Origin of the sequence: Azonexus sp., from assembly GCF_049652925.1 — a bacterium.
GTDB lineage: Bacteria > Pseudomonadota > Gammaproteobacteria > Burkholderiales > Rhodocyclaceae > Azonexus.
Map to the genome: position 1 here is coordinate 1 of NZ_JBASFI010000023.1, position 17,970 is coordinate 17,970.

The following is a 17,970-nucleotide window of genomic DNA, read 5'->3' on the forward strand; positions in this document are numbered from 1 at the left end:
GATCGTTGTGGGCTGGTGTCGCTGCTCGATACGACGCGACGACTCCAGTGCCTTACATGAACCGCCGTATGCGGAACCGCACGTACGGTGGTGTGAGAGGGCGACGGGGGCAACCCCGTCCCCTACTTAATTCCGTCATCGTTTCTGTTCTTGCCGCGTGCAGGAAGAAGGTGGTTCAGATAATTCAGTTGGCAACGCCCAGCTGATTGCTGTTCGTGCAACGGCCACGGTCAGAGCATGAGGTAAAATGCGCCGTCATCCAAAGCCCGGCGCCCCGCATGGAACTCCTCACGCAATTCATTGAAATCGTCCTCCATCTCGACAAACATCTGTCTGTGATGGTGCTGGAGTACGGGCTGTGGATCTATGGCATCCTGTTTTTCATCATCTTTGCCGAAACCGGGTTCGTCGTGACGCCCTTTCTGCCGGGGGATTCGCTGCTTTTCGTGGCTGGTGCGCTGGCTGCCATCGGCGAGGGGGGCATGGATATCTTTACGCTGATGGGCGTGCTGATTGCGGCGGCGGTGCTTGGCAATACGGTCAATTACCAGATCGGCCGCTTCCTTGGCCCCAAGGTTTTTCAATGGGAAAACTCGCGCTTCTTCAACCGCGATGCGCTGATCAAGACGCACGCCTTTTATGAAAAACATGGCGGCAAGACGCTGATCATCTCGCGCTTCCTGCCGCTGTTCCGGACCTTCGCGCCCTTCGTCGCCGGCATTGGCTCGATGACCTACGCGCGTTTCACACTATTCAACCTGATTGGCGCCGTTGGCTGGGTTGTTTCGCTGTGTCTGGCCGGCTACTGGCTGGGCAACATGCCGTGGGTCAAGGCAAATTTGTCGGTGATCATCATCGGCATCATCATCTCCTCGCTCATCCCCATCGGCTGGGGCTACCTCAAGAGCAAGGAAGCCTGATGCGCTGGCTGGCCGTCATCCTCGTGCTGACGCTGGCGGCCTGTACGACGAAGATGGACAAGGCCGGCCGGACGGAATCCACGGTCAACCCGAAATATCTGCTCAAATCGGAAGTCGACCGCATTGCCGATACCAATCGTGCCGAAGTGCACGATAGCCTGCTGCTGATCGCCGACAAGCTCTACAAGCGCAATCCGAAGGAATGGAAGAAGAGCGGCGCCGCGAGTCGTGAGGCGGCAGTCGAGCGCCTGCGCCAGCGCCAGTTCCGCAGCTGGCCGGAGTTCACCGGCCTGCGCGAGGGGGCGGTGGCTTCGCTGGCCTTCACCGAGGTGTATAGCGGCGACCGCGTCATGGCCCTGATGTTCGGGTTGCTCAGCATGGTCGACGCTGCCTTCGAGCACAAGGACGACTTCTACATTCTCGACAGCCTCAACGAAATGAAGCTCTACAACAGCGCCCGCAACATGGATGTTGCCATCTGGAAGCTCGGCCACGACCGCACGGCGGCCGGCGAGCTTTTCCTGCTCTCGAACGAGCTCGACCCGGCCAACCGCAACCTCTCCTACGAGCGCGAATTCGGTCGCGTCATGGGGCTGCTCGATTTCATGGCCAAGGTCGTCGCCGACCGCAATGGCCGCACCTTTTCCCGGCTGAGCCAGTCCGTGGCCAGCGCCATTTTTCTACCCGTGAGTTTTTTGAAATGAAGAAGATCGTCATCCTGATTTCCGGCCGTGGCAGCAACATGGAGGCGTTGATTGCCGCCCGTGATGCCGGAACTCTGCCCGTCAACATCGCCGCCGTGATCAGTAACCGGGTCGAGGCGGAGGGGCTGGAAACAGCGGCGAAATCGGGCATCACGACGCACTTCATCAATCACAAGGCCTTTGCCGGGCGAGAGGCTTTCGATAGCCGGCTGGCCCAGTGCATCGACGAATTCGAGCCCGACCTCGTCGTCCTCGCCGGCTTCATGCGCATTTTGTCCGACGGCTTCGTCCGTCACTACGAAGGCCGGCTGATCAACATCCATCCCTCGCTGCTGCCGTCCTTCCCCGGCCTGCACACGCACCGGCGGGCGCTTGAAGAAGGCGTGCGCATCCACGGCTGTACCGTGCATTTCGTCACGCCGGATCTCGACCATGGCCCGGTCATCATCCAGGCCGCCGTGCCGGTGCTCGATGGCGACGATGAAGCCAGCCTGTCGGCCCGCGTCTTGCAGCAGGAGCACATTGTTTACCCGCAGGCCGTGCGCTGGTTTGTTGAGGGTAAATTGACGCTCGAAAATGGTCGTGTCCGGGTCGCCGCCGAACTGGCCGAGCCGCCCGTGCTGATTTCTCCCGAAATCCGCTGACTGGTCGTGCCGCTCGCCCTCGTCATCGCGCTCGCCGCTTCGCTCGGCATTCATGCCGCTGCGCTGTTCGGCACCGATGTCGAGATCTTCGGCGGGGCGGATGAGCCGGTTCCCCTGCGCGCCGAGTTGCAGCCGCCACCACCACCGCCAGCGGCCGAACAGAAGCCGGCCGTCAAACCTCGCCCGAAGCTACCAAAGCCAGCCCCGCTGGCCAACGCCAAGCCGTTGCCAACGGTGGAAGCCGTGGCCCCGGCACCGGAAGACAAGTCTTCCGAAATTGCCCCGGATTTGCCGTCGACCGTAGCAAGCAAGGCTAAGGAACCAGCCAAACCGCTGCTGCCGGCCAAAGGCCGCATGCGTTTCGTCATTTATTACGGCACGCAGGGATTCCAGATCGGCCGTGCCGAACACAGCTGGGAATTCACCGAGGACGGCCGTTACCGGCTGACCGGCATGACCGAAACGAGCGGCCTGGTCGCCCTCTTCAAACCGCTCGTTTTCGAGAACGAAAGCAGCGGTCGGCTGGTCGCCGGCGGCTTGCAACCGGAAACCTACCGGACGCGCAAGAACGGCAAGGATGCCAACGAAAATGCCGATTTTGACTGGTCGACCGCAGAAGTCCGCCTGTCGCGCAGCGGTGCTACGCAGCCGGTCAGCCCCGGAGCCCAGGACATCCTGTCGCTCAACTACCAGCTTGCCTACCTGAGCCACCCGGAAGGCGGGGCGACGGTCGGCGTCGTCACCGGCAAGAAATACGACCGCTTCGCCCTCGATTCGCTGGGCGAAGAGGAAATCGACATCCCGGCCGGCCATTTCCGCACGCTGCACCTGCGGGCGATGGGCGATACGGTCACCGAAATCTGGATTGCCCTCGACCGTCACCGCCTACCGGTTAAAATTCGCTACACCGATAAAAAAGGCGACATCTTCGAGCAAGTCGCGACTGAAATAGGATCACCATGAAAGCCCGCTTCACACCCGCCCTGTTTGCCCACGCCGAAGCCGTTCTCGGCCTCTTGCTGCGCTTCGATTACCCGGCCGACGCCGTCGTCTCGCGCTATTTCCGCGAGAATCGCGAGCTTGGCCATGCCGACCGCGCCTTCGTCGCTGAAACGGTGTTTGCCGTCCTGCGTCGCGGTCGTAGCCTCGAAGCACGCTGCGCTGGCAAGCTCTCCGACCGTCGCCGCTTGCTTGCAGCGCTGGCCGTGACGCGTGGCTGGAGCCAGCGCGAACTGGCCCCGGTTCTCAAAGCCAGCGAAGAAGAATGGCTGGCTGCCGCCAAGGCCATGCCGGAAGCCGACTTTTCGCCAGCTGTCCGCTGCGACCTGCCGGATTGGCTCTACAACCGTCTCGAAGCCCAGTTCGGCGCCGACGAAACACTGGCCCTGGCCCACGCCCTCAACCAGCCGGCGCCGCTTGATCTGCGCGTCAATACGCTCAAAGCCAATCGCGAAGACGTGCTGGCCAAGCTGGCCGCCGACGACATCGCCGCCATGCCCGGCCCGCTCTCGCCCATCGCCGTTCGCCTGCGCGACAAGCCGGCGCTGGCTAAGCACCCGCTGTTCATCGAGGGCGCCGTCGAGGTGCAGGACGAAGGTAGTCAGCTGCTCGGCTTCCTGCTCGAACCGAAGCGCGGCGAAATGGTCGTCGATTTCTGCGCCGGCGCCGGCGGCAAGACGCTGCTGCTCGGCGCCCTGATGCGCAACACTGGCCGCCTCTACGCCTACGATGTCTCCGACAAGCGCCTGGCCAACCTCAAGCCGCGGCTGGCCCGTTCCGGCTTGTCCAATGTCCATCCGGCCCGCATCGAGCATGAGCGCGACACCAAGATCAAGCGTCTGGCCGGCAAGGCCGACCGCGTGCTGGTCGATGCGCCGTGTTCCGGCCTTGGCACGCTGCGCCGGAATCCTGACCTGAAGTGGCGGCAGGACGAAGCTTCAGTGGCCGAACTGACCGTCAAGCAATTGTCGATTCTCGAAGCCGCATCAACCATGGTCCGCCCGGGCGGCCGTCTGGTTTATGCCACCTGCAGCCTGTTGACCGCAGAAAACGACGACATCGTCGCTGCCTTTCTGGCCAAACATCCCGATTTCACGTTGGTTCCGGCCTCGGCCATTCTCGCCAAGCAGGGCATTGCCTTCGATGGCGATATGCTGCGGTTGCTGCCGAACAAGCACAACACCGACGGCTTCTTCGCCGCGGCGCTGGAAAAGAAGGCATGAGCGAAAAAACCCAGGCCTTGCGCCTGATCAACGACCTGGTAGCGGATTTTCGCAATCCGGATTTCGTCTGGCAGGTGGTGGCACTGGTTGCCTGTATCGGCCTCGCCGCGCTGATTGCGGCATGGTGGCGCGGCCGTCGTACCGAAGGCGAAGGACGGCTGTCCGACGCCAGTTCGCGGCTCGCCTTCCCGCTCACCGGCATGCTCTTGACCGGCTTCGCCATCGCCACGCTCGGTTCCTTCTTCAGCGTCAATCTCCTCAGGCTCGCCATGCCGCTGTTCGGCTCGATGGCGCTGGTGCGCAGCGTTATTTTCGTGCTCCGTCAGGCTTTTCCGCGGGCGACCTGGCTGACCGCCTGGGAACGCATCATCGCGGCCGTCGTCTGGAGCTGGCTGGCGCTTTACATCACCGATCTGGCGCCCGATGTCATCGATGCCCTGGAAACCGTGCAGTTCCACATCGGCAAGCAGCACATCGATTTGTGGACCGTGCTGCGTGGCGTAGCCACAATCTTCCTGACTGTCGTTTTCGCACTGTGGATAGCCGGCGTCATCGAGGCGCGGCTAATGGGCGTTCATTCGCTCGACGCCAACCTGCGCATCGTCGGTGTGCGCGTCGCCAAGGCCGGCCTGACGGTCATAGCCATCCTGGCCAGCCTGGGGCTGGTCGGCATCGACATGACGGCGCTCTCGGTATTCACCGGCGCCCTTGGCGTCGGCCTCGGTTTCGGTCTGCAGAAGATCGCCAGCAATTACGTTTCCGGCTTCATCATCCTGCTCGACCGCTCGATCCGCATCGGCAATGTCGTCCAGGTCGGCACCGATGCCGGCGAGGTGACGCAGATCACGACGCGCTACACCGTGCTCAAGAACCCGGGCGGCAGCGAGTTCATCGTGCCGAACGAAACGCTGATCAGCAGCACGGTGCAGAACCAGACCTATTCCAACGCCCAGCTGCGTCTGACGACCACGGTTGGCGTCGCTTACGACTGCGATCTCGACCTGGCCGTCCGTCTGATGACCGAAGCCGCCGCCGCTCAGGAGCGCGTACTGGCCGATCCGCCGCCCAAGGTTTTCCTGACCCAGTTTGCCGACAGCAGCATCAATCTGGAACTCGGTTTCTGGATCGACGACCCGGAAAAGGGCAAGGGCAATGTCGTCTCCGACATCAACTTCGCCATCTGGCGCGCCTTCAAGGAGAACGGCGTTTCCATTCCTTTCCCGCAGCGCGAAGTCCGCATCCTGAACGAAGCGCAAGCGCCCGTCGCCAGCGCATGAAAAATGGCGCGGGGTAAGCGCGCCATTTCAATTTTGGTCAAAATTTCCGGTTGACCGTGGAATCCCGGTTACGGAACGAGAAGGCTAACTGAGCAGCATCATCTGCCGCTCGTAGTTGCGCAACAGGCGTTCCTTGCGTTGCTGGTCGAAAGCCTTGCTGGCGTGGGCAATGCGCTGCCCGAGCTTGTCCAGTTTGAAAAACTTCTTGAGTTTACGCTTCGTCTTTTCCATTGTGATGTCTCCTTTGGGGGTGAGGACGAATTCACTTTATCGGGCGCGGCCAGCAGCGTCTGTGGCGGTCGTTTGCATAATTTGTAACCGATTCTGACGCCGTTCAGAACAGCGTCGTCGCCCGCACCCAGGCATCCGGCAGCACGCCCACCACCTGCGCTTCCAGCCATTTGTCGGCGCCGGACAGGATGGCGATGCCGGTCAGCAGGATGATCACGCCGAAGGCCTTCTTGATCCCGTCGATGCGCTGCAATACCCAGCCGCGCGCTGCATTGAAGCCCTTACGCGAAGCGTAGGCGACAGCGACCAGCGGAATCGCCGCACCAATCCCGAACAAGCCAAGGATGACCCCGCCGCGCACCGCACCGCCTTCGCTGGCGACCAGCGTCAGCGCCGAGGCGAGCAATGGGCCGGAACACGGGCTCCAGACCAGCCCCAGCACGCCACCGAGCAGCAACGCGCCGCCCAGCGAGCCGCCGTCGAGCTTGGCCGAAGCCGCATTGGCGCTCGATGCGATGGGCAGCATCCATTCGGTGAAACGGCGGTTGAGCACCGGCACCAGCATGACCAGGCCGAAGGTGATCAACATCCAGGCGCCGAACAGCCGCACGCTGTCCGAATCGATGCCGAGCGCCGGGCCAAGGGCGCCGAGGACGATGCCGATCAGCGCAAACGAAATCGCCATGCCGGCGCCCATGGCCAGCGGCGCCAGCCGGTTGGCCTGCACGGCGCCGCCGAGCACCAGCGGCAGGATGGGGAAGACGCAGGGCGAGAGTGTCGTCAAACTGCCGGCGACCAGGCTCAGGCCGAGGTGGGCGAGGGGAATGTCCACGGTGCTTACTTCGCGCTGTCGAGCACGGCACGCAGCGCCTTGGGGTCGGTCTCGCCAGCCAGTCGTCCGGTTTCCTTGCCGCCCTTGTAGGCGATCACCGTCGATTGCGTGCGCACGCCAAGCTGGCGCTTCAGTTCGCGTTCCTTGTCGTAATTGACGATGAGCAGCGTGCCCGGTACCGTGGCGTCGCCCTTCCAGCCGTTGAACACCTTTTCCTGAGCGCGGCAGGTTGGGCACCAGTCGGCGTGGAAATGCAAGGCGACCGCTTCGCCAGCCTTCTGTTTGGCGGCAAGTGTTTCCGGGGAGTAGGGCTGGATGTCGAGGGCGAAGGCGAGGCTGGCAGACGCAGCGAGGACAAGGCCGGCGAGGAACTGGATGGTTTTCATGATTATTCTCCGTTGAGGTGGGGTAATCATTAGTCGCCGGGGTGGCGAAAAACTTACAGCTCAACGGGGAATGATTCAGCCGTGGGGAATGCGTGCTGCTGGCTGCCGGGTCGCATCCAAGCAGGATGGCTCAAGACAGCCATTGCGGACCTTCAAAGTTGCCGAAGCAACGTCTTATTTAATGATTCCCTTTTCGAGAGCATACAGTTTTCCCCTCTTGGTTAACTGATACAAATCCGCGGTAGGTTGAGTCAAGTAGCCTAGTTGAACAGCCTCTTCAACGAGCAGATCAATCATTACTCGTGATATATCCATTGCATTTACAAGGTCTGCATAGCGCTGAAGCTCCCTACTATTTGTCTCAAACAGCATAACAACGACTGACATCAATTCTCTCAACCCATCGTTTGTTGGGGAGGCAGCCTTTGGAATAACAGGGAAAGGGGATTTGGTTATAGGTGGTTTTTCAAACAATGGGGCGTTATGTAGGGTTCGAATTAGCTCATCAAAAGAAAACTCAAATTGATCGTGGCGCGAGAAGTCAAGATACAGTTTTGTTTGCAGGAATGTGGGCAGCTTATTTCCCGCTACTTGGCGAATAAGAGGGATTACTTTGTTTGAGTCAATGCGTGCAAGCAACCCTGCTGTGACGATCATTTTTTCATAGCCAACACCTCCTACCCCAGCATTGGCTTTTTCCACGTACTTCTCAGTACACACCATCAGTACCTTATCCGCTGCTGCAACCTGTGTTTCCATGAAATAAGCGAGGTCATCCCCTGGACGCAGGTCCCACTGATCAATTACCGCATCTACCCCAGATGAACGAAGCTGGGTTGCAAGATCCAGAACCCATTTTTTGTGATCAAGTGAATCATGGGAGTAGGAGATAAATACCTTCGGAATGCTCATGTTTGAATGCCCTGTTGTGCGCTCGACCACAAGACCATCAGCATACCTTGCAATCGGAAGACTGTCTGCTTCTGAGCGATATCTTGAAAGACCACTTGTGGCCGGTTGTTGTCCGATCAAACCCGCTCAGGACGCCGATATTGCGCTGATTAAACTACCAAGCACAATGCCCTGCCGGCGCAGGTCGTCGAGCAGCGTGGCGCCATGGGCGAGCAGTTGTTCGGGGGCGGGGTGTTGCAGTTCGGCGGCGATCTGACGGATGGCGGTTTCGCCGGTGGTTGGTGCGGCGGCGAGCAGGGCCAGCAGGCGGCCGGTGACGGCGTTGATCTGGCTGAATTGCACGTCGTCGTTGGCATCGCGGTACACGGCAAGGTAAGTCGGTTGCGGCTTGCGCGGCCGGTAATCCGGGCTGATGCGGTGCACCGGCCAGGTGTAAGCGAGGTTGAGGAGGGCCGGGTTTAGTGCGACCGGTTTGTGCAGCAGGTCGCCGGCCGGGTCGTGTGCGGGCCTCGGTGCATCGATGACGTCGACCGCCAGTTCGGCCCATTCGTAATGCGCCAGTTCGGCCAGCCAGACGGGGAGCGGCTGGCTGATCGCGGCTTCGGTGAGATAGCGGACGAATTCGCGCGGAATTTCGCGGAACCATGGCGTGTGCAGCGGCCAGTCGCGGTAGAAGGTCCGGCACAGTCGCCGCCAGCGCTTTTCACCGAGAATCGCCCGGCTGACCGGGAAGCAGCGGTCGACAAAGCCGCAGATGTTGTTGAAGAGCAGTTCGTTGTACACCGCCATGCGTCGGGCTGGCACGCCGGGTGGGCGCGGGGCGTGCTGCGGGTCGCGCAGGTGGGCGGCGAAGGCGCGCTGGAAATCCTGGAAATCGGGGGCAGGCGCGGCGTTCATCAGGCGGCCTTTCGGGATGCGGCGGCCTGCAGACGGACAATTCGCTCGACTTCCACGGTCAACCGGAAAAAATCGGGAAAATTGAAATCGCGTTCAAGGCAGGTCGGCACCTCGCCGCCGATGCGGGCGTAGGCGGCTTCGAGCAGCGCCCACACCGGGTCGATCACTTCGGCGCCATGGGTGTCGATGAGCAGGCCGTCCGGCTCGACGTAATGGCCGGCGACATGGAGGTAGCAGGTGCGTTCGAGCGGCAGGGCGTGCATGAAAGCGAGCGGGTCGAAGCCGAAATTCTGGCTGTTGACGTAGATGTTGTTGACGTCGAGATGCAGCAGGCAGTCGGCTTCGCGGACGATGCTCGAAATGAATTCCGCCTCGCTCATCTCGGCGCCCGGCGGCGCGACGTAGTACGAGGCGTTTTCGATGCCGATGCGCTGGCCGAGAATGTCCTGCGCCCGCTGGATGCGCTCGACCGTCCATTTGACGGCCTGTTCGGTCAGCGGGATCGGCAGCAGGTCGTAGAGCTGGCGGTCGTCGGCGCACCACGAAAGGTGTTCGGTGTAGAGGGCGATGCCGTGCTCGGCCATGAAGCTCTTGATGCGGCGGAGCAGCGCTTCGTCCAAAGGCCCGGGGCCGCCGAGCGAGAGCGACAGGCCGTGGCAGACAAAGGGGTAACGCTCGGTGAAATGGCGCAAGTCTTTGGCCGAGCTACCGCCCATGCCCGCCCAGTTTTCCGGTGCGATCTCGAAGAAGCGGATGGCGTCCGGAACGCCGGCTTTGAGCGGGGCGATCAGTTCGCGGTGAAAGCCGAGGCCGGCGCCGTGGGCGTGGCGTGCTGGCATGAATAAGGCTCCAGTCGGGGAGAAAAAGCGGGCGGGGAGAAATGGCGGGCGGGGGAAACCCCGCGCCGCCGGGTTTCAGGGCCGACTTACTTCTTGGCGCCGCAGGCGGCATCCTTTTTCTTGTCAGCGCCGCACTTGGCTTCTGTCGACTTCTTGGCGGCGCCACAAGAGGCATCCTTTTTCTTGTCGGCGCCACACTTCGCCTCGGCGGCCTTCTTGTCGGCACCGCACTTGGCATCCATCTTCTTGTCGCCGCCGCAGCTGCCGTCCTTCATCTTGGTGTCGGCCTGGGCCAGTTGGTAGCCGGCTTCCAGCTTGGTTGCGCCGAAGGGGTTTTCAGCGGCGTGGGCCAGCGGGCTCAGGGCAACAGCGGCAAAGGCAGAACCGACAGCCAGCGATACGAAATTTTGTTTTTTCATGATTTTCTCCGTTGAGATTGAGGTGGTCGGATCAGTCTTTTTGACTCATCCAGGCGCCCGTCACCTGACGCATGAACGCGAACTGCTTTTCAGCCCGTCGGCAACCCACACAAAACGCCAGGTGAAACCGAAACTGGAGGCGCTCCCAAAGGCTGAGTTTGCGTTCCAGTTGTAACGAGGCGAGGCGGGTGGATTCCTTGCAGCTGATCATTTCAGTTCCTGTTTTACGTCGTTGGCTTGGTGGCCTGCTCAATTAGTCGGGGCGGTCATCAAAACCTTACAAATATTTTTTAAAGTATGATTCTTCGCCATAACCTGATCGAGTAGCCATGGCTTCTGACCCCTTGCACGACCCGGAGTTTCTCACAAGCCTGCGCCGCGACATGCTGCGCTTCGCCGACATGCAGCTGCGCAACCAGGCGCAGGCCGAGGATGCCGTGCAGGAGGCGCTGGCCGGAGCCCTGGGCGGACGCGAGAAATTCGCCTCGCGTTCATCGCTGCGCACCTGGGTGCTCTCCATCCTCAAAAACAAGATCGTCGATGTGCTGCGGGGCCGGGTTCGCGAGAACGCTACGGTCAACACGGAAAATGATGAAAATTTGCAAGGCTATTTCAACGACCGCGAGCACTGGGCCGAAGACACCCGCCCATCAGAATGGGAAACGCCGCAGCAAGCCATGGAAAACAAGCAGTTCTGGGAGGTCTTCGAGGCCTGTCTTTATCGCCTGCCGGAAGCCAGTGGACGGATTTTCACCATGCGCGAAGTGCTTGGGTTCGATACCGACGAAATCTGCCAGACCCTGGGCATCACTACCAACAACTGCTGGGTACAACTGCACCGGGCACGGCTGGCCCTGCGCGCCTGCCTCGGTGCCAACTGGTTTGGCGAAGCGGCCTGATTCCCCGGCCGCTTCTTCCTGTTAGATCCGCTCCCAGACGGTGACTTCCGACAGCGTGTGCTGGAACTTCCGTTTCGTTTCGCGAATGACGAAGGGCACCGATTCGGGTCCGCACACCAGACGGAAATGCTCGCCCAGCATGGCTTTCAGCCCATCGAAAGTGGTGAAGTTCTCGCCATCCTTCTTGAAGCCGCCGATCCATTCCTCGCGCTTGGTGTGTTCCGGCAGCCAGGTGTAGGGCGAGGTCAGCATCAGTAGCCCGCCCGGGTTCAGGCGTTCATGGACGGTTTTGAGGAAGAGCGCCGGGCTGTACAGGCGGTCGATCAGGTTGGCGGCCAGGATAAGGTCGTAGCCTGAGAAAACCGGCTTGAGGTTGCAGGCGTCACCCTGGAAGAACTCAACCTTGGCCGCCACGTCGCTCAAGCCCAATGCGCCCAGCGAGCATTCCTTGTAGCTGACCAGCTCGCCTTCTTCGGTCAGCGTGTAGCGCAGCCGGCCTTGTTCCGCCAGTTGCGTGCCGACACCGATGAAGCGGGCCGAGAAGTCGATGCCGGTGACCTGGTCGAAATGGCGGGCCAGCTCAAAAGTCGCCCGGCCGGTGGCGCAGCCGAGATCGAGCGCCTTGCCGGCCGGTTTGTCGCCCATGGCTGAGATGGCCAGTTGGGCCAGGGTTTTCGGGAAATTGGCGACGCCAAAATATTCGTCGCCGTAATGGAATTCGATGTATTCCGAAATCAGTCGGTCGGTTTCGTAATGCGAAGCCGGCTGGGTCGCAGGTGCCTCGCCGACGACATAGCGGAAACCGGCGTGCTGGAAGAAGTGGCGGCGGAAGGCGTAGCGCGAGACGGGCGCCGCTTCGTTGCCGCAGGAAATCCACGAACCGCCCTTGAACAGGTTGTGGCGCTCGTCGAAAGTCGGCGTCGTGAAATCGTCGTAAATCGGATGCACTTCAAAGCCGGCGAACGGGTAGATCGGCGTTTCCAGCCATTGCCAGACATTGCCGATGACGTCGAACAGCGGGCCGTGCGCGAAACGATTGACCGGGCAGCTTGATGCTTCCTGGCTTAAACCGAGATTCGCCGGCACCTCGTCGGGCAGGTCGGCAATTCCGGCGAACTGGCGAAGTGCCTGCCATTCGTCCTCGCTCGGCAGGCGCACGGCTTGGCCGCTCTCGCGTGCTTTCCAGTTACAGAAAGCCTTGGCCTCGTGGTAATTGGTTTCGACCGGCCAGTCCCAGGGCATGGCGACTTCTTCGAGCATCAGGCGCAGGCGCCATTGCGTACCGTCCTTGATCCAGAAAGTCGGATGGGCGGCCTTGGCGAATTTCTTCCACGCCAACCCTTCCTCCGGCCACAGCGCGTCGTCGGCGTAACCGCCGGCCTCGACGAAGGCGAGAAACTCGCGATTCGAGACGAGATAACGGCCGGCTTGGAATGCTGCGGTCGACGCCTCGTGACGGCCGAATTCGTTGTCCCAGCCGTAAATTTTCGGGTCGCTGCGGTCGCGGCCGAGGCGCAGTTCAGCCGCCGGAATGTCGACCAGGGCGTTCTCCGGCGCAATACCGCTATCGCGACAGGGCACCCAGGCCGGATGTTTCTGCACGTATTTGAGCTGATGCTGGCGGATCAGCACAGACGAGGTTTCGAGGTGGATGCGCTCATGCTCGATGCCCATCAGGATGATCCAGAACGGGTCTTCCCAGCCGATGGGCAGCGTTAGCGATTTTGTGCGAATTATCCGGTCGACCGTAGCACGCACGCTTTGCCGATAGGCGCGCACTTCATCGACGCGCGGCCAGTCGTAACGCTGGTCGCTCAGGTCATCCCAGCTCATCTCATCGACGCCGATGGCGAACATCGACTCGAAGCCCGGATTGATGCGCTGCTCGATCAGGCCGGCCAGCATCAGCTTGTTGATGAAAAAGGTGGCGGTGTGGCCGAAGTAGAAAATCAGCGGGTGACGCAAGGCAATAGGTTTGACGTAGTACGCCTCGTCGCAGGTCAGCACTTCGAACAGCTGTTCGTAGCGGTCGAAGGTGGCGTGAAAGTAGTCGAGGATCTGCTGGCGCTTCTGTTCGGCGTCGGCGCCCGTCAACAACGGCGTGGCGGGAAAAGTGGCTTGCTTCATGCGGTTACCGGTCGAGGATGTGTTCACTGGTCGGAAATGATGACCTTGCTGCGTTGCGGCCAAAAGGCGAGTGGGTGATTAGACAGCGATATTGCTGCGAAGGCAAAAAAAACCCCGCCACGAGGGCGGGGTAACAGGGAGTTTCTCGAATCGGGGGAAATTCGAGAGGGGGTAAAGCGGTTCAGTCTCGTCGGTGCTTCTTCAACCAGTAGCGGGCAATAGCGATGAATGCGCCGGCAGCAACAGCGGTAACAGCGGCCTTGAGCGGTTCAGCCTGACCTTCCGAGAGCCAGTCGAATCCGGTGATGCCAATGAAGACACCGAGGGATTCGCTGATCGGCAGGTTGTCCGCAAAGGCCATTAGCGATCTGCGCGGACGGGAATCGGGACCAGTGCCGGCTGGACTTGGGCGGTGGCCAGTTCGAACAGGTACTGGCGGGTGGCTTCGATAAATTGTTTGATGTTCATTGTGATCATTTCCTTGTTGTCCTCTTGATGGGATTGGTTTGCTTCCATGCCTCGCATTCTAGGGACGCGCCGGACCCGCGTCTGTGGCGCAAGCGTGGCTTGGAGGTAACAGGTTTTGATCTTGTGTGACGCTTTGTGACGCTGCCGAAATCGCCTATTGGCGGGCTTTCCAGGTCAGCGTGAAGCGGGCGCCGCCAAGTGGTGAGGCATCGGCCGTGGCGGTGCCGCCATGTAGCTCCAGAACGCGCCGGGCGATGGCCAGGCCGAGGCCGTAGCCACCGGTCGACCGGTCGCGCGAACGGTCCAGGCGGGTGAAGGCCGAGAAGATGTGTTCGCGCTCTTCCGGCGGGATGCCGATGCCATCGTCGTCGACGTGGATCCGGATGGTTTCGCCGATTTGCTCGGCATCGACCGAGATTCGCGTGGCAGCGTACTTGAAGGCATTGCGCAGCAGGTTGCGCAAGGCATAGGGCATGGCCTTGCGGTCGAGGTCGACAAACAGGTTTTCCGGCAGTTTTCCGGTGTTGACCGTGACCTCGAGCTTGCGGCCGAGCAGGCGGACCGAATCGACCTCATCGGTCAGCCATTCGGCCAGCTTGACGCTGGAAAAATGCGCCTCCGGCGCTTCGCGTTCGAAGCGGGCGTAGGTCAGGCTGGTGTCGATGAGTTGGTCGAGTTCGTCGAGATCGGCTTCCATCATCGCCCACAGGCGTTCGCGCTCTTCTCGTTGCTCGGTTTCGGAGAGCATTTCCAGGGCAAAGCGCATGCGGGCGATCGGCGTGCGCAATTCGTGCGAAATGCCGCAGGAAAGCTCGCGGTGGGTGGCGAGCAACTGACGGATACGCTCCGCCATGCTGTTCATCGTGTCGGAGAGCGGTGCGAAAAGTTGCGTCCGGACGGGGGGCGAAACGGCCTCGAAACGGCCGTCGCCGAGATCGAGGGCCGTCTGGCGCAGACCTTCGAGATCGCGCCAGACCGGGCGAATCCAGAACCACAGCGCGACGGCGAAAATAAGCCCGATCAGGCTCCAGGTCAGCAGGCGCAGACGCAGTTCGAGCGGCAGACGGTCCTTCAGCTCGGGGTTGCGGTTGGCGGCGAGCGGGCCGACTACCAGAACCTGGCTGGAGGTGCCGAGGCGGTGGTACATGATGTCACCGTCGTGGTCGATGGCGATGTCACCGGCGTCGAGTTTGATGACCTGGCTGGGCGTCAGCATGCGGTCAAGGCTCATGCGCTCGACGATGCCCAGTTTGTAAGAAAACTTGTCGTCGATTTCCTTTAGGTGCTTTTGCCACTCTCGGCGCGGCTGACGGAAGAGTTCGTCCTCGATCAAGGTGATCGTGCCGCGCATGAAACGACGCGCATAGTCGTCGGTAATGCCGCGCTGGGCGGTGGAGATGACGAAATCGGCGGTGAAGGCAATGGCCACGAAGGAGCCCATGGCCAGGAGGTAGAAATTGAAGAACAGCTTCGACAGGCTGTAGCGCTTGCCGCGCCAGCGCGGCAAGGCAACCCGGATCAGCGAGCGGGCGAGACCTTCGTTCTTTTCCTTCGGTCTTGCCGCCCCGGTTTCGGGTTCAGTTCCAGTCATGCTTGCTGAAAAGGTAACCCTTGCCGCGCACGGTCTTGATGCGCGTCGGGTTTTCCGGATCATCGTTCAGCTTTTTGCGCAGGCGGGAAATGCGGGCGTCGATCGAGCGATCAAGCCCGTCGAAGCCGATGCCGCGCAATTCCTGCAACAAGTCGTCGCGCGACAGAACATTGCCGGCATGCGAGGCGAGCAGCCACAGCAGGTCGAACTCGGCGGTGGTCAGATCGATGGTCTGGCCGTTCAGCGAAGCGGTGCGCGTCGCCTGGCTGATCTTGAACTGGCCGAAGATCATGCTCTCCGATTCGCTGTTGCCGCTGGCTTCGCCAGCCGTCGGCAGGCGTCGCAGCAGGGCCTTGATGCGGGCGAGCAGGACGCGCGGCTGGACCGGTTTGGCGATGTAATCGTCGGCGCCCATTTCGAGACCGAGAATCTGGTCGAAGTCCTCGTCGCGAGCTGTCAGCATGAGGATCACGCCGCGATAAAGCGGCCGGATGGCGCGACAGACTTCGAAGCCATCCTTGCCGGGCAGCATCACGTCAAGAATGACCAGGTCGGGCTGCTCGGCCAGAATGCGCGCCTCAGCGGTGTCGCCGCGTGGCTCAATGCTGACTTGCATGTCGTTCTTGGTCAGGTATTCGGCCGTCAGTTCGGCCAGGCGTTCGTCGTCTTCGACTAGCAGGATGCGTGTATTCATCCGCCAATCTTAACCACCTGCCGGGCAGCGGTCCACCTTCCCGTGTCTTGGCCCGGTTTCCACGGTCAACCGGAAAAATGGCCAAAATTTCAAGTCTCGCCAGCGATGGCATAGAATCCCGGCTCATCGTCACTTGAGGAATTGCCTTGATGAATTGGTCTAAAGTGCCCATGCGGGCCTGGTTCGCGACATTGGGGCTGGGTTGCCTGGGACTCGTCGCGGTGGGTATGGAGTTGCAGACGCTGCTGCGTCTGGCGCCGTGCCCGCTCTGTATTTTCCAGCGCCTGCTCTACATCGTGATCGGCATCATCGGCCTGCTTGGCTTCATCTGGCCGGCCGGAAGAATGGTGTGGGCCGCACTGGCTGGCGGGCTTGGTGTATTCGGCTTTGGCGTTGCCGCCTATCAAACCTGGATGCAGGCTTTTCCCGACCTGGCGCCGGAATGCAGCTTCACCGACCCCAACGCCATCGAGCGTCTGGTCGACTGGCTCGGCATGGAGTGGCCGTCGATGTTTCTGGCCACCGGCTTCTGTACCAGCCGGGACTGGGAGTTCCTTGGTCTGTCGATGGCCAACTGGTCGGTGGTGATGTTCGCCGGCATCGTGGTTTATGCGGCATTGCTTTTCAGGCACAAACAGCAGGCCTGAAAAAACAAAACCCGCCGAAAGGCGGGTTTGTCGAATGCTCTGGAGAAGCTGAATTACTTCAGCTTGACTTCCTTGTAAGCGACGTGCTTACGAGCTTTCGGGTCGTACTTCATGAACTCCAGTTTGGCAGGCGTCGTGCGCTTGTTCTTGGAGGTGGTATAGAAGTGACCGGTGCCAGCTGTAGATTCCAGCTTGATTTTTTCGCGACCGCCTTTAGCCATTTTATATTTCCTTCTTTATCAGACTTCGCCGCGAGCACGCAGATCGGCCAGGACGGAGTCGATACCGTTCTTGTCGATCAGGCGCAGACCGGCGTTGGAAACGCGCAGGCGCAGGAAGCGGTTTTCAGATTCGACCCAAAAACGACGGTACTGCAAGTTCGGCAGGAAACGGCGTTTGGTTCTATTGTTGGCATGGGAAACCTTGTTCCCAACCATCGGGCCTTTACCCGTTACTTGGCAGACACGCGCCATGATGGTGCTCCAGAATTCGCTAGAAGAGAGCCCACAAGTATAACCAAAAGTACTTAACCGTTTCAAGGGGTTTATTGAATTTTATAGCAAGCCCCTTTCAGCGAAAGAGAGCGGCGGGGTGTTGCCGGCCACGATGAAGTGGTCGAGAACCTTGACGTCTACGAGGGCCAGCGCCTCTTTGAGTGAGCGCGTCAGCATCTCGTCAGCCCTTGATGGCTCGGCAATGCCGGACGGATGATTGTGGGCCAAAATCACCGCAGCTGCGTTGTTGGCCAGCGCCGCCTTGACGACTTCACGCGGGTAAACCGAGGTCTGGGTCAGCGTGCCTGAGAACAGTTCGTCGGCTTTGAGCAGGCGGTTCTGGGCATCCAGCCACAAGGCCATGAAGACTTCATGGCCGCGGCTGGCCAGCTTGAGGCGCAGCCAGTCGCGGACCTTGCCCGGCGAGGTGAAGCTGTCGCGCGTCGCCATGTCCTGCGAAAGAGCGCGCCTGGCCAGTTCGAAACTGGCTTTCAACTGGGCGGCCTTGGCCATGCCGATACCGGAAACGCTGGCCAGTTCAGCGAGCGACGCTTCGGCCAGCGTGCCGAGTTGTCCGTCGAAACGCTGCAGCAGGTCGCGCGCGAGATCGACGGCGCTTTTGCCCCGTACGCCAACGCGCAAATAGATAGCCAGCAGTTCCGCGTCGGAAAGGGCTTCCGGGCCATGCGCCAGAAGACGCTCGCGCGGTCGTTCGCCTTCGGGCCAGTCGGTAATCGCCATATTCTTTTCCGTTAGAATGTGCGGAG

At 60.9% G+C, this 17,970-nt stretch carries 23 protein-coding genes; 8 read left to right on the top strand and 15 right to left on the bottom strand.

Annotated elements, in window-relative coordinates; translation table 11 throughout:
- Window positions 1-278: 278 nt before the first annotated feature.
- From WBK19_RS11205 to WBK19_RS11230, 6 genes are read left to right on the top strand one after another with little or no spacing between them, the layout of a single operon-like run.
- Entirely contained in the window at window positions 279-920 is a 642-nt protein-coding gene (locus tag WBK19_RS11205) for a DedA family protein (protein WP_511289726.1), read from the top strand.
- On the top strand, window positions 920-1,624 hold the full coding sequence (locus WBK19_RS11210; RefSeq protein WP_511289728.1) for a hypothetical protein: 705 nt from the start codon (window positions 920-922) through the stop codon (window positions 1,622-1,624). The genes WBK19_RS11205 and WBK19_RS11210 overlap by 1 nt, the downstream gene beginning before the upstream one ends.
- Window positions 1,621-2,268 (top strand): phosphoribosylglycinamide formyltransferase, encoded by a 648-nt coding sequence (gene purN, locus WBK19_RS11215; protein WP_511289730.1) that lies wholly within the window; start codon window positions 1,621-1,623, stop codon window positions 2,266-2,268. Before WBK19_RS11210 ends, purN begins: the two co-directional genes overlap by 4 nt.
- A 6-nt stretch (window positions 2,269-2,274) precedes the next feature.
- Complete coding sequence (locus WBK19_RS11220) at window positions 2,275-3,231, top strand: DUF3108 domain-containing protein (RefSeq protein ID WP_511289732.1); 957 nt, start codon at window positions 2,275-2,277, stop codon at window positions 3,229-3,231.
- Window positions 3,228-4,490, top strand: a complete 1,263-nt coding sequence (locus WBK19_RS11225) for an RsmB/NOP family class I SAM-dependent RNA methyltransferase (RefSeq protein ID WP_511289734.1) — start codon at window positions 3,228-3,230, stop codon at window positions 4,488-4,490. The genes WBK19_RS11220 and WBK19_RS11225 overlap by 4 nt, the downstream gene beginning before the upstream one ends.
- Window positions 4,487-5,767 (top strand): mechanosensitive ion channel family protein, encoded by a 1,281-nt coding sequence (locus WBK19_RS11230; RefSeq protein WP_511289736.1) that lies wholly within the window; start codon window positions 4,487-4,489, stop codon window positions 5,765-5,767. The genes WBK19_RS11225 and WBK19_RS11230 overlap by 4 nt, the downstream gene beginning before the upstream one ends.
- 84 nt (window positions 5,768-5,851) lie before the next feature.
- Here the strand turns inward: WBK19_RS11230 and WBK19_RS11235 are convergent, their stop codons facing one another.
- The 8 genes from WBK19_RS11235 to WBK19_RS11270 all read right to left on the bottom strand — a co-directional run bounded on the left by WBK19_RS11235 (window position 5,852) and on the right by WBK19_RS11270 (window position 10,494).
- Window positions 5,852-5,998 carry a hypothetical protein gene (locus WBK19_RS11235; protein ID WP_226497987.1) on the bottom strand — a complete coding sequence of 49 codons (147 nt, stop codon included), beginning with the start codon at window positions 5,996-5,998 and terminating at the stop codon, window positions 5,852-5,854.
- A 103-nt stretch (window positions 5,999-6,101) separates the two neighbouring features.
- Window positions 6,102-6,830, bottom strand: coding sequence for a cytochrome c biogenesis CcdA family protein (locus WBK19_RS11240; RefSeq protein WP_511289738.1), 729 nt, complete (start codon window positions 6,828-6,830; stop codon window positions 6,102-6,104).
- Between the two features lie 5 nt (window positions 6,831-6,835).
- The gene (locus tag WBK19_RS11245; protein ID WP_511289740.1) at window positions 6,836-7,216 is read right to left on the bottom strand and encodes a thioredoxin family protein; all 381 of its coding nucleotides are present in this window, start codon (window positions 7,214-7,216) and stop codon (window positions 6,836-6,838) included.
- A gap of 174 nt (window positions 7,217-7,390) precedes the next feature.
- Window positions 7,391-8,128, bottom strand: a complete 738-nt coding sequence (locus WBK19_RS11250) for a toll/interleukin-1 receptor domain-containing protein (RefSeq protein WP_511289742.1) — start codon at window positions 8,126-8,128, stop codon at window positions 7,391-7,393.
- Between the two features lie 126 nt (window positions 8,129-8,254).
- Complete coding sequence (locus WBK19_RS11255) at window positions 8,255-9,025, bottom strand: HvfC family RiPP maturation protein (RefSeq protein ID WP_511289744.1); 771 nt, start codon at window positions 9,023-9,025, stop codon at window positions 8,255-8,257.
- Window positions 9,025-9,864, bottom strand: coding sequence for an HvfB family MNIO-type RiPP peptide maturase (locus WBK19_RS11260; RefSeq protein ID WP_511289746.1), 840 nt, complete (start codon window positions 9,862-9,864; stop codon window positions 9,025-9,027). The genes WBK19_RS11255 and WBK19_RS11260 overlap by 1 nt, the downstream gene beginning before the upstream one ends.
- 86 nt (window positions 9,865-9,950) lie before the next feature.
- Complete coding sequence (locus WBK19_RS11265) at window positions 9,951-10,283, bottom strand: hypothetical protein (RefSeq protein WP_226497993.1); 333 nt, start codon at window positions 10,281-10,283, stop codon at window positions 9,951-9,953.
- Window positions 10,284-10,314: 31 nt separating this feature from the next.
- On the bottom strand, window positions 10,315-10,494 hold the full coding sequence (locus tag WBK19_RS11270) for a zf-HC2 domain-containing protein (protein WP_511289748.1): 180 nt from the start codon (window positions 10,492-10,494) through the stop codon (window positions 10,315-10,317).
- Window positions 10,495-10,612: 118 nt separating this feature from the next.
- On the opposite strand from WBK19_RS11270, the gene WBK19_RS11275 reads away from it, so the two are divergent.
- Window positions 10,613-11,182, top strand: coding sequence for a sigma-70 family RNA polymerase sigma factor (locus WBK19_RS11275; protein WP_511289750.1), 570 nt, complete (start codon window positions 10,613-10,615; stop codon window positions 11,180-11,182).
- Window positions 11,183-11,203: 21 nt separating this feature from the next.
- Here WBK19_RS11275 and ovoA read toward each other — a convergent pair whose 3' ends face one another.
- From ovoA to WBK19_RS11295, 4 genes are all read right to left on the bottom strand, one after another.
- Window positions 11,204-13,309: a 5-histidylcysteine sulfoxide synthase gene (gene ovoA, locus WBK19_RS11280; protein ID WP_511289752.1), complete on the bottom strand. Its 2,106-nt coding sequence runs from the start codon at window positions 13,307-13,309 to the stop codon at window positions 11,204-11,206.
- Window positions 13,310-13,490: 181 nt separating this feature from the next.
- A complete protein-coding gene (locus WBK19_RS11285; RefSeq protein ID WP_511289754.1) occupies window positions 13,491-13,670 on the bottom strand; it encodes a hypothetical protein in 180 nt (59 codons plus the stop codon).
- A 261-nt stretch (window positions 13,671-13,931) separates the two neighbouring features.
- Entirely contained in the window at window positions 13,932-15,368 is a 1,437-nt protein-coding gene (locus WBK19_RS11290; RefSeq protein ID WP_511289756.1) for an ATP-binding protein, read from the bottom strand.
- Window positions 15,355-16,062: a winged helix-turn-helix domain-containing protein gene (locus tag WBK19_RS11295; protein ID WP_511289758.1), complete on the bottom strand. Its 708-nt coding sequence runs from the start codon at window positions 16,060-16,062 to the stop codon at window positions 15,355-15,357. The genes WBK19_RS11290 and WBK19_RS11295 overlap by 14 nt, the downstream gene beginning before the upstream one ends.
- 149 nt (window positions 16,063-16,211) lie before the next feature.
- On the opposite strand from WBK19_RS11295, the gene WBK19_RS11300 reads away from it, so the two are divergent.
- Window positions 16,212-16,709, top strand: coding sequence for a disulfide bond formation protein B (locus WBK19_RS11300; protein ID WP_494649567.1), 498 nt, complete (start codon window positions 16,212-16,214; stop codon window positions 16,707-16,709).
- 53 nt (window positions 16,710-16,762) lie between these two features.
- On the opposite strand, the gene rpmG is transcribed toward WBK19_RS11300, so the two are convergent.
- The 3 genes from rpmG to radC all read right to left on the bottom strand — a co-directional run bounded on the left by rpmG (window position 16,763) and on the right by radC (window position 17,944).
- Window positions 16,763-16,930, bottom strand: coding sequence for a 50S ribosomal protein L33 (gene rpmG, locus WBK19_RS11305; protein WP_226400983.1), 168 nt, complete (start codon window positions 16,928-16,930; stop codon window positions 16,763-16,765).
- A gap of 18 nt (window positions 16,931-16,948) precedes the next feature.
- On the bottom strand, window positions 16,949-17,182 hold the full coding sequence (gene rpmB / locus WBK19_RS11310) for a 50S ribosomal protein L28 (RefSeq protein WP_226400981.1): 234 nt from the start codon (window positions 17,180-17,182) through the stop codon (window positions 16,949-16,951).
- An 81-nt stretch (window positions 17,183-17,263) separates the two neighbouring features.
- A complete protein-coding gene (gene radC, locus WBK19_RS11315; protein ID WP_511289761.1) occupies window positions 17,264-17,944 on the bottom strand; it encodes a RadC family protein in 681 nt (226 codons plus the stop codon).
- Window positions 17,945-17,970 lie beyond the last annotated feature (26 nt).

Coding starts and splice junctions, on each gene's coding strand:
- WBK19_RS11205 (WP_511289726.1), top strand. CDS start 279: ATGGAACTCCTCACGCAATTCATTGAAATCGTCCTCCATCTCGACAAA.
- WBK19_RS11210 (WP_511289728.1), top strand. CDS start 920: ATGCGCTGGCTGGCCGTCATCCTCGTGCTGACGCTGGCGGCCTGTACG.
- purN (WP_511289730.1), top strand. CDS start 1,621: ATGAAGAAGATCGTCATCCTGATTTCCGGCCGTGGCAGCAACATGGAG.
- WBK19_RS11225 (WP_511289734.1), top strand. CDS start 3,228: ATGAAAGCCCGCTTCACACCCGCCCTGTTTGCCCACGCCGAAGCCGTT.
- WBK19_RS11230 (WP_511289736.1), top strand. CDS start 4,487: ATGAGCGAAAAAACCCAGGCCTTGCGCCTGATCAACGACCTGGTAGCG.
- WBK19_RS11235 (WP_226497987.1), bottom strand. CDS start 5,998: ATGGAAAAGACGAAGCGTAAACTCAAGAAGTTTTTCAAACTGGACAAG.
- WBK19_RS11245 (WP_511289740.1), bottom strand. CDS start 7,216: ATGAAAACCATCCAGTTCCTCGCCGGCCTTGTCCTCGCTGCGTCTGCC.
- WBK19_RS11250 (WP_511289742.1), bottom strand. CDS start 8,128: ATGAGCATTCCGAAGGTATTTATCTCCTACTCCCATGATTCACTTGAT.
- WBK19_RS11255 (WP_511289744.1), bottom strand. CDS start 9,025: ATGAACGCCGCGCCTGCCCCCGATTTCCAGGATTTCCAGCGCGCCTTC.
- WBK19_RS11260 (WP_511289746.1), bottom strand. CDS start 9,864: ATGCCAGCACGCCACGCCCACGGCGCCGGCCTCGGCTTTCACCGCGAA.
- WBK19_RS11265 (WP_226497993.1), bottom strand. CDS start 10,283: ATGAAAAAACAAAATTTCGTATCGCTGGCTGTCGGTTCTGCCTTTGCC.
- WBK19_RS11270 (WP_511289748.1), bottom strand. CDS start 10,494: ATGATCAGCTGCAAGGAATCCACCCGCCTCGCCTCGTTACAACTGGAA.
- WBK19_RS11275 (WP_511289750.1), top strand. CDS start 10,613: ATGGCTTCTGACCCCTTGCACGACCCGGAGTTTCTCACAAGCCTGCGC.
- ovoA (WP_511289752.1), bottom strand. CDS start 13,309: ATGAAGCAAGCCACTTTTCCCGCCACGCCGTTGTTGACGGGCGCCGAC.
- WBK19_RS11285 (WP_511289754.1), bottom strand. CDS start 13,670: ATGGCCTTTGCGGACAACCTGCCGATCAGCGAATCCCTCGGTGTCTTC.
- WBK19_RS11290 (WP_511289756.1), bottom strand. CDS start 15,368: ATGACTGGAACTGAACCCGAAACCGGGGCGGCAAGACCGAAGGAAAAG.
- WBK19_RS11295 (WP_511289758.1), bottom strand. CDS start 16,062: ATGAATACACGCATCCTGCTAGTCGAAGACGACGAACGCCTGGCCGAA.
- WBK19_RS11300 (WP_494649567.1), top strand. CDS start 16,212: ATGAATTGGTCTAAAGTGCCCATGCGGGCCTGGTTCGCGACATTGGGG.
- rpmG (WP_226400983.1), bottom strand. CDS start 16,930: ATGGCTAAAGGCGGTCGCGAAAAAATCAAGCTGGAATCTACAGCTGGC.
- rpmB (WP_226400981.1), bottom strand. CDS start 17,182: ATGGCGCGTGTCTGCCAAGTAACGGGTAAAGGCCCGATGGTTGGGAAC.
- radC (WP_511289761.1), bottom strand. CDS start 17,944: ATGGCGATTACCGACTGGCCCGAAGGCGAACGACCGCGCGAGCGTCTT.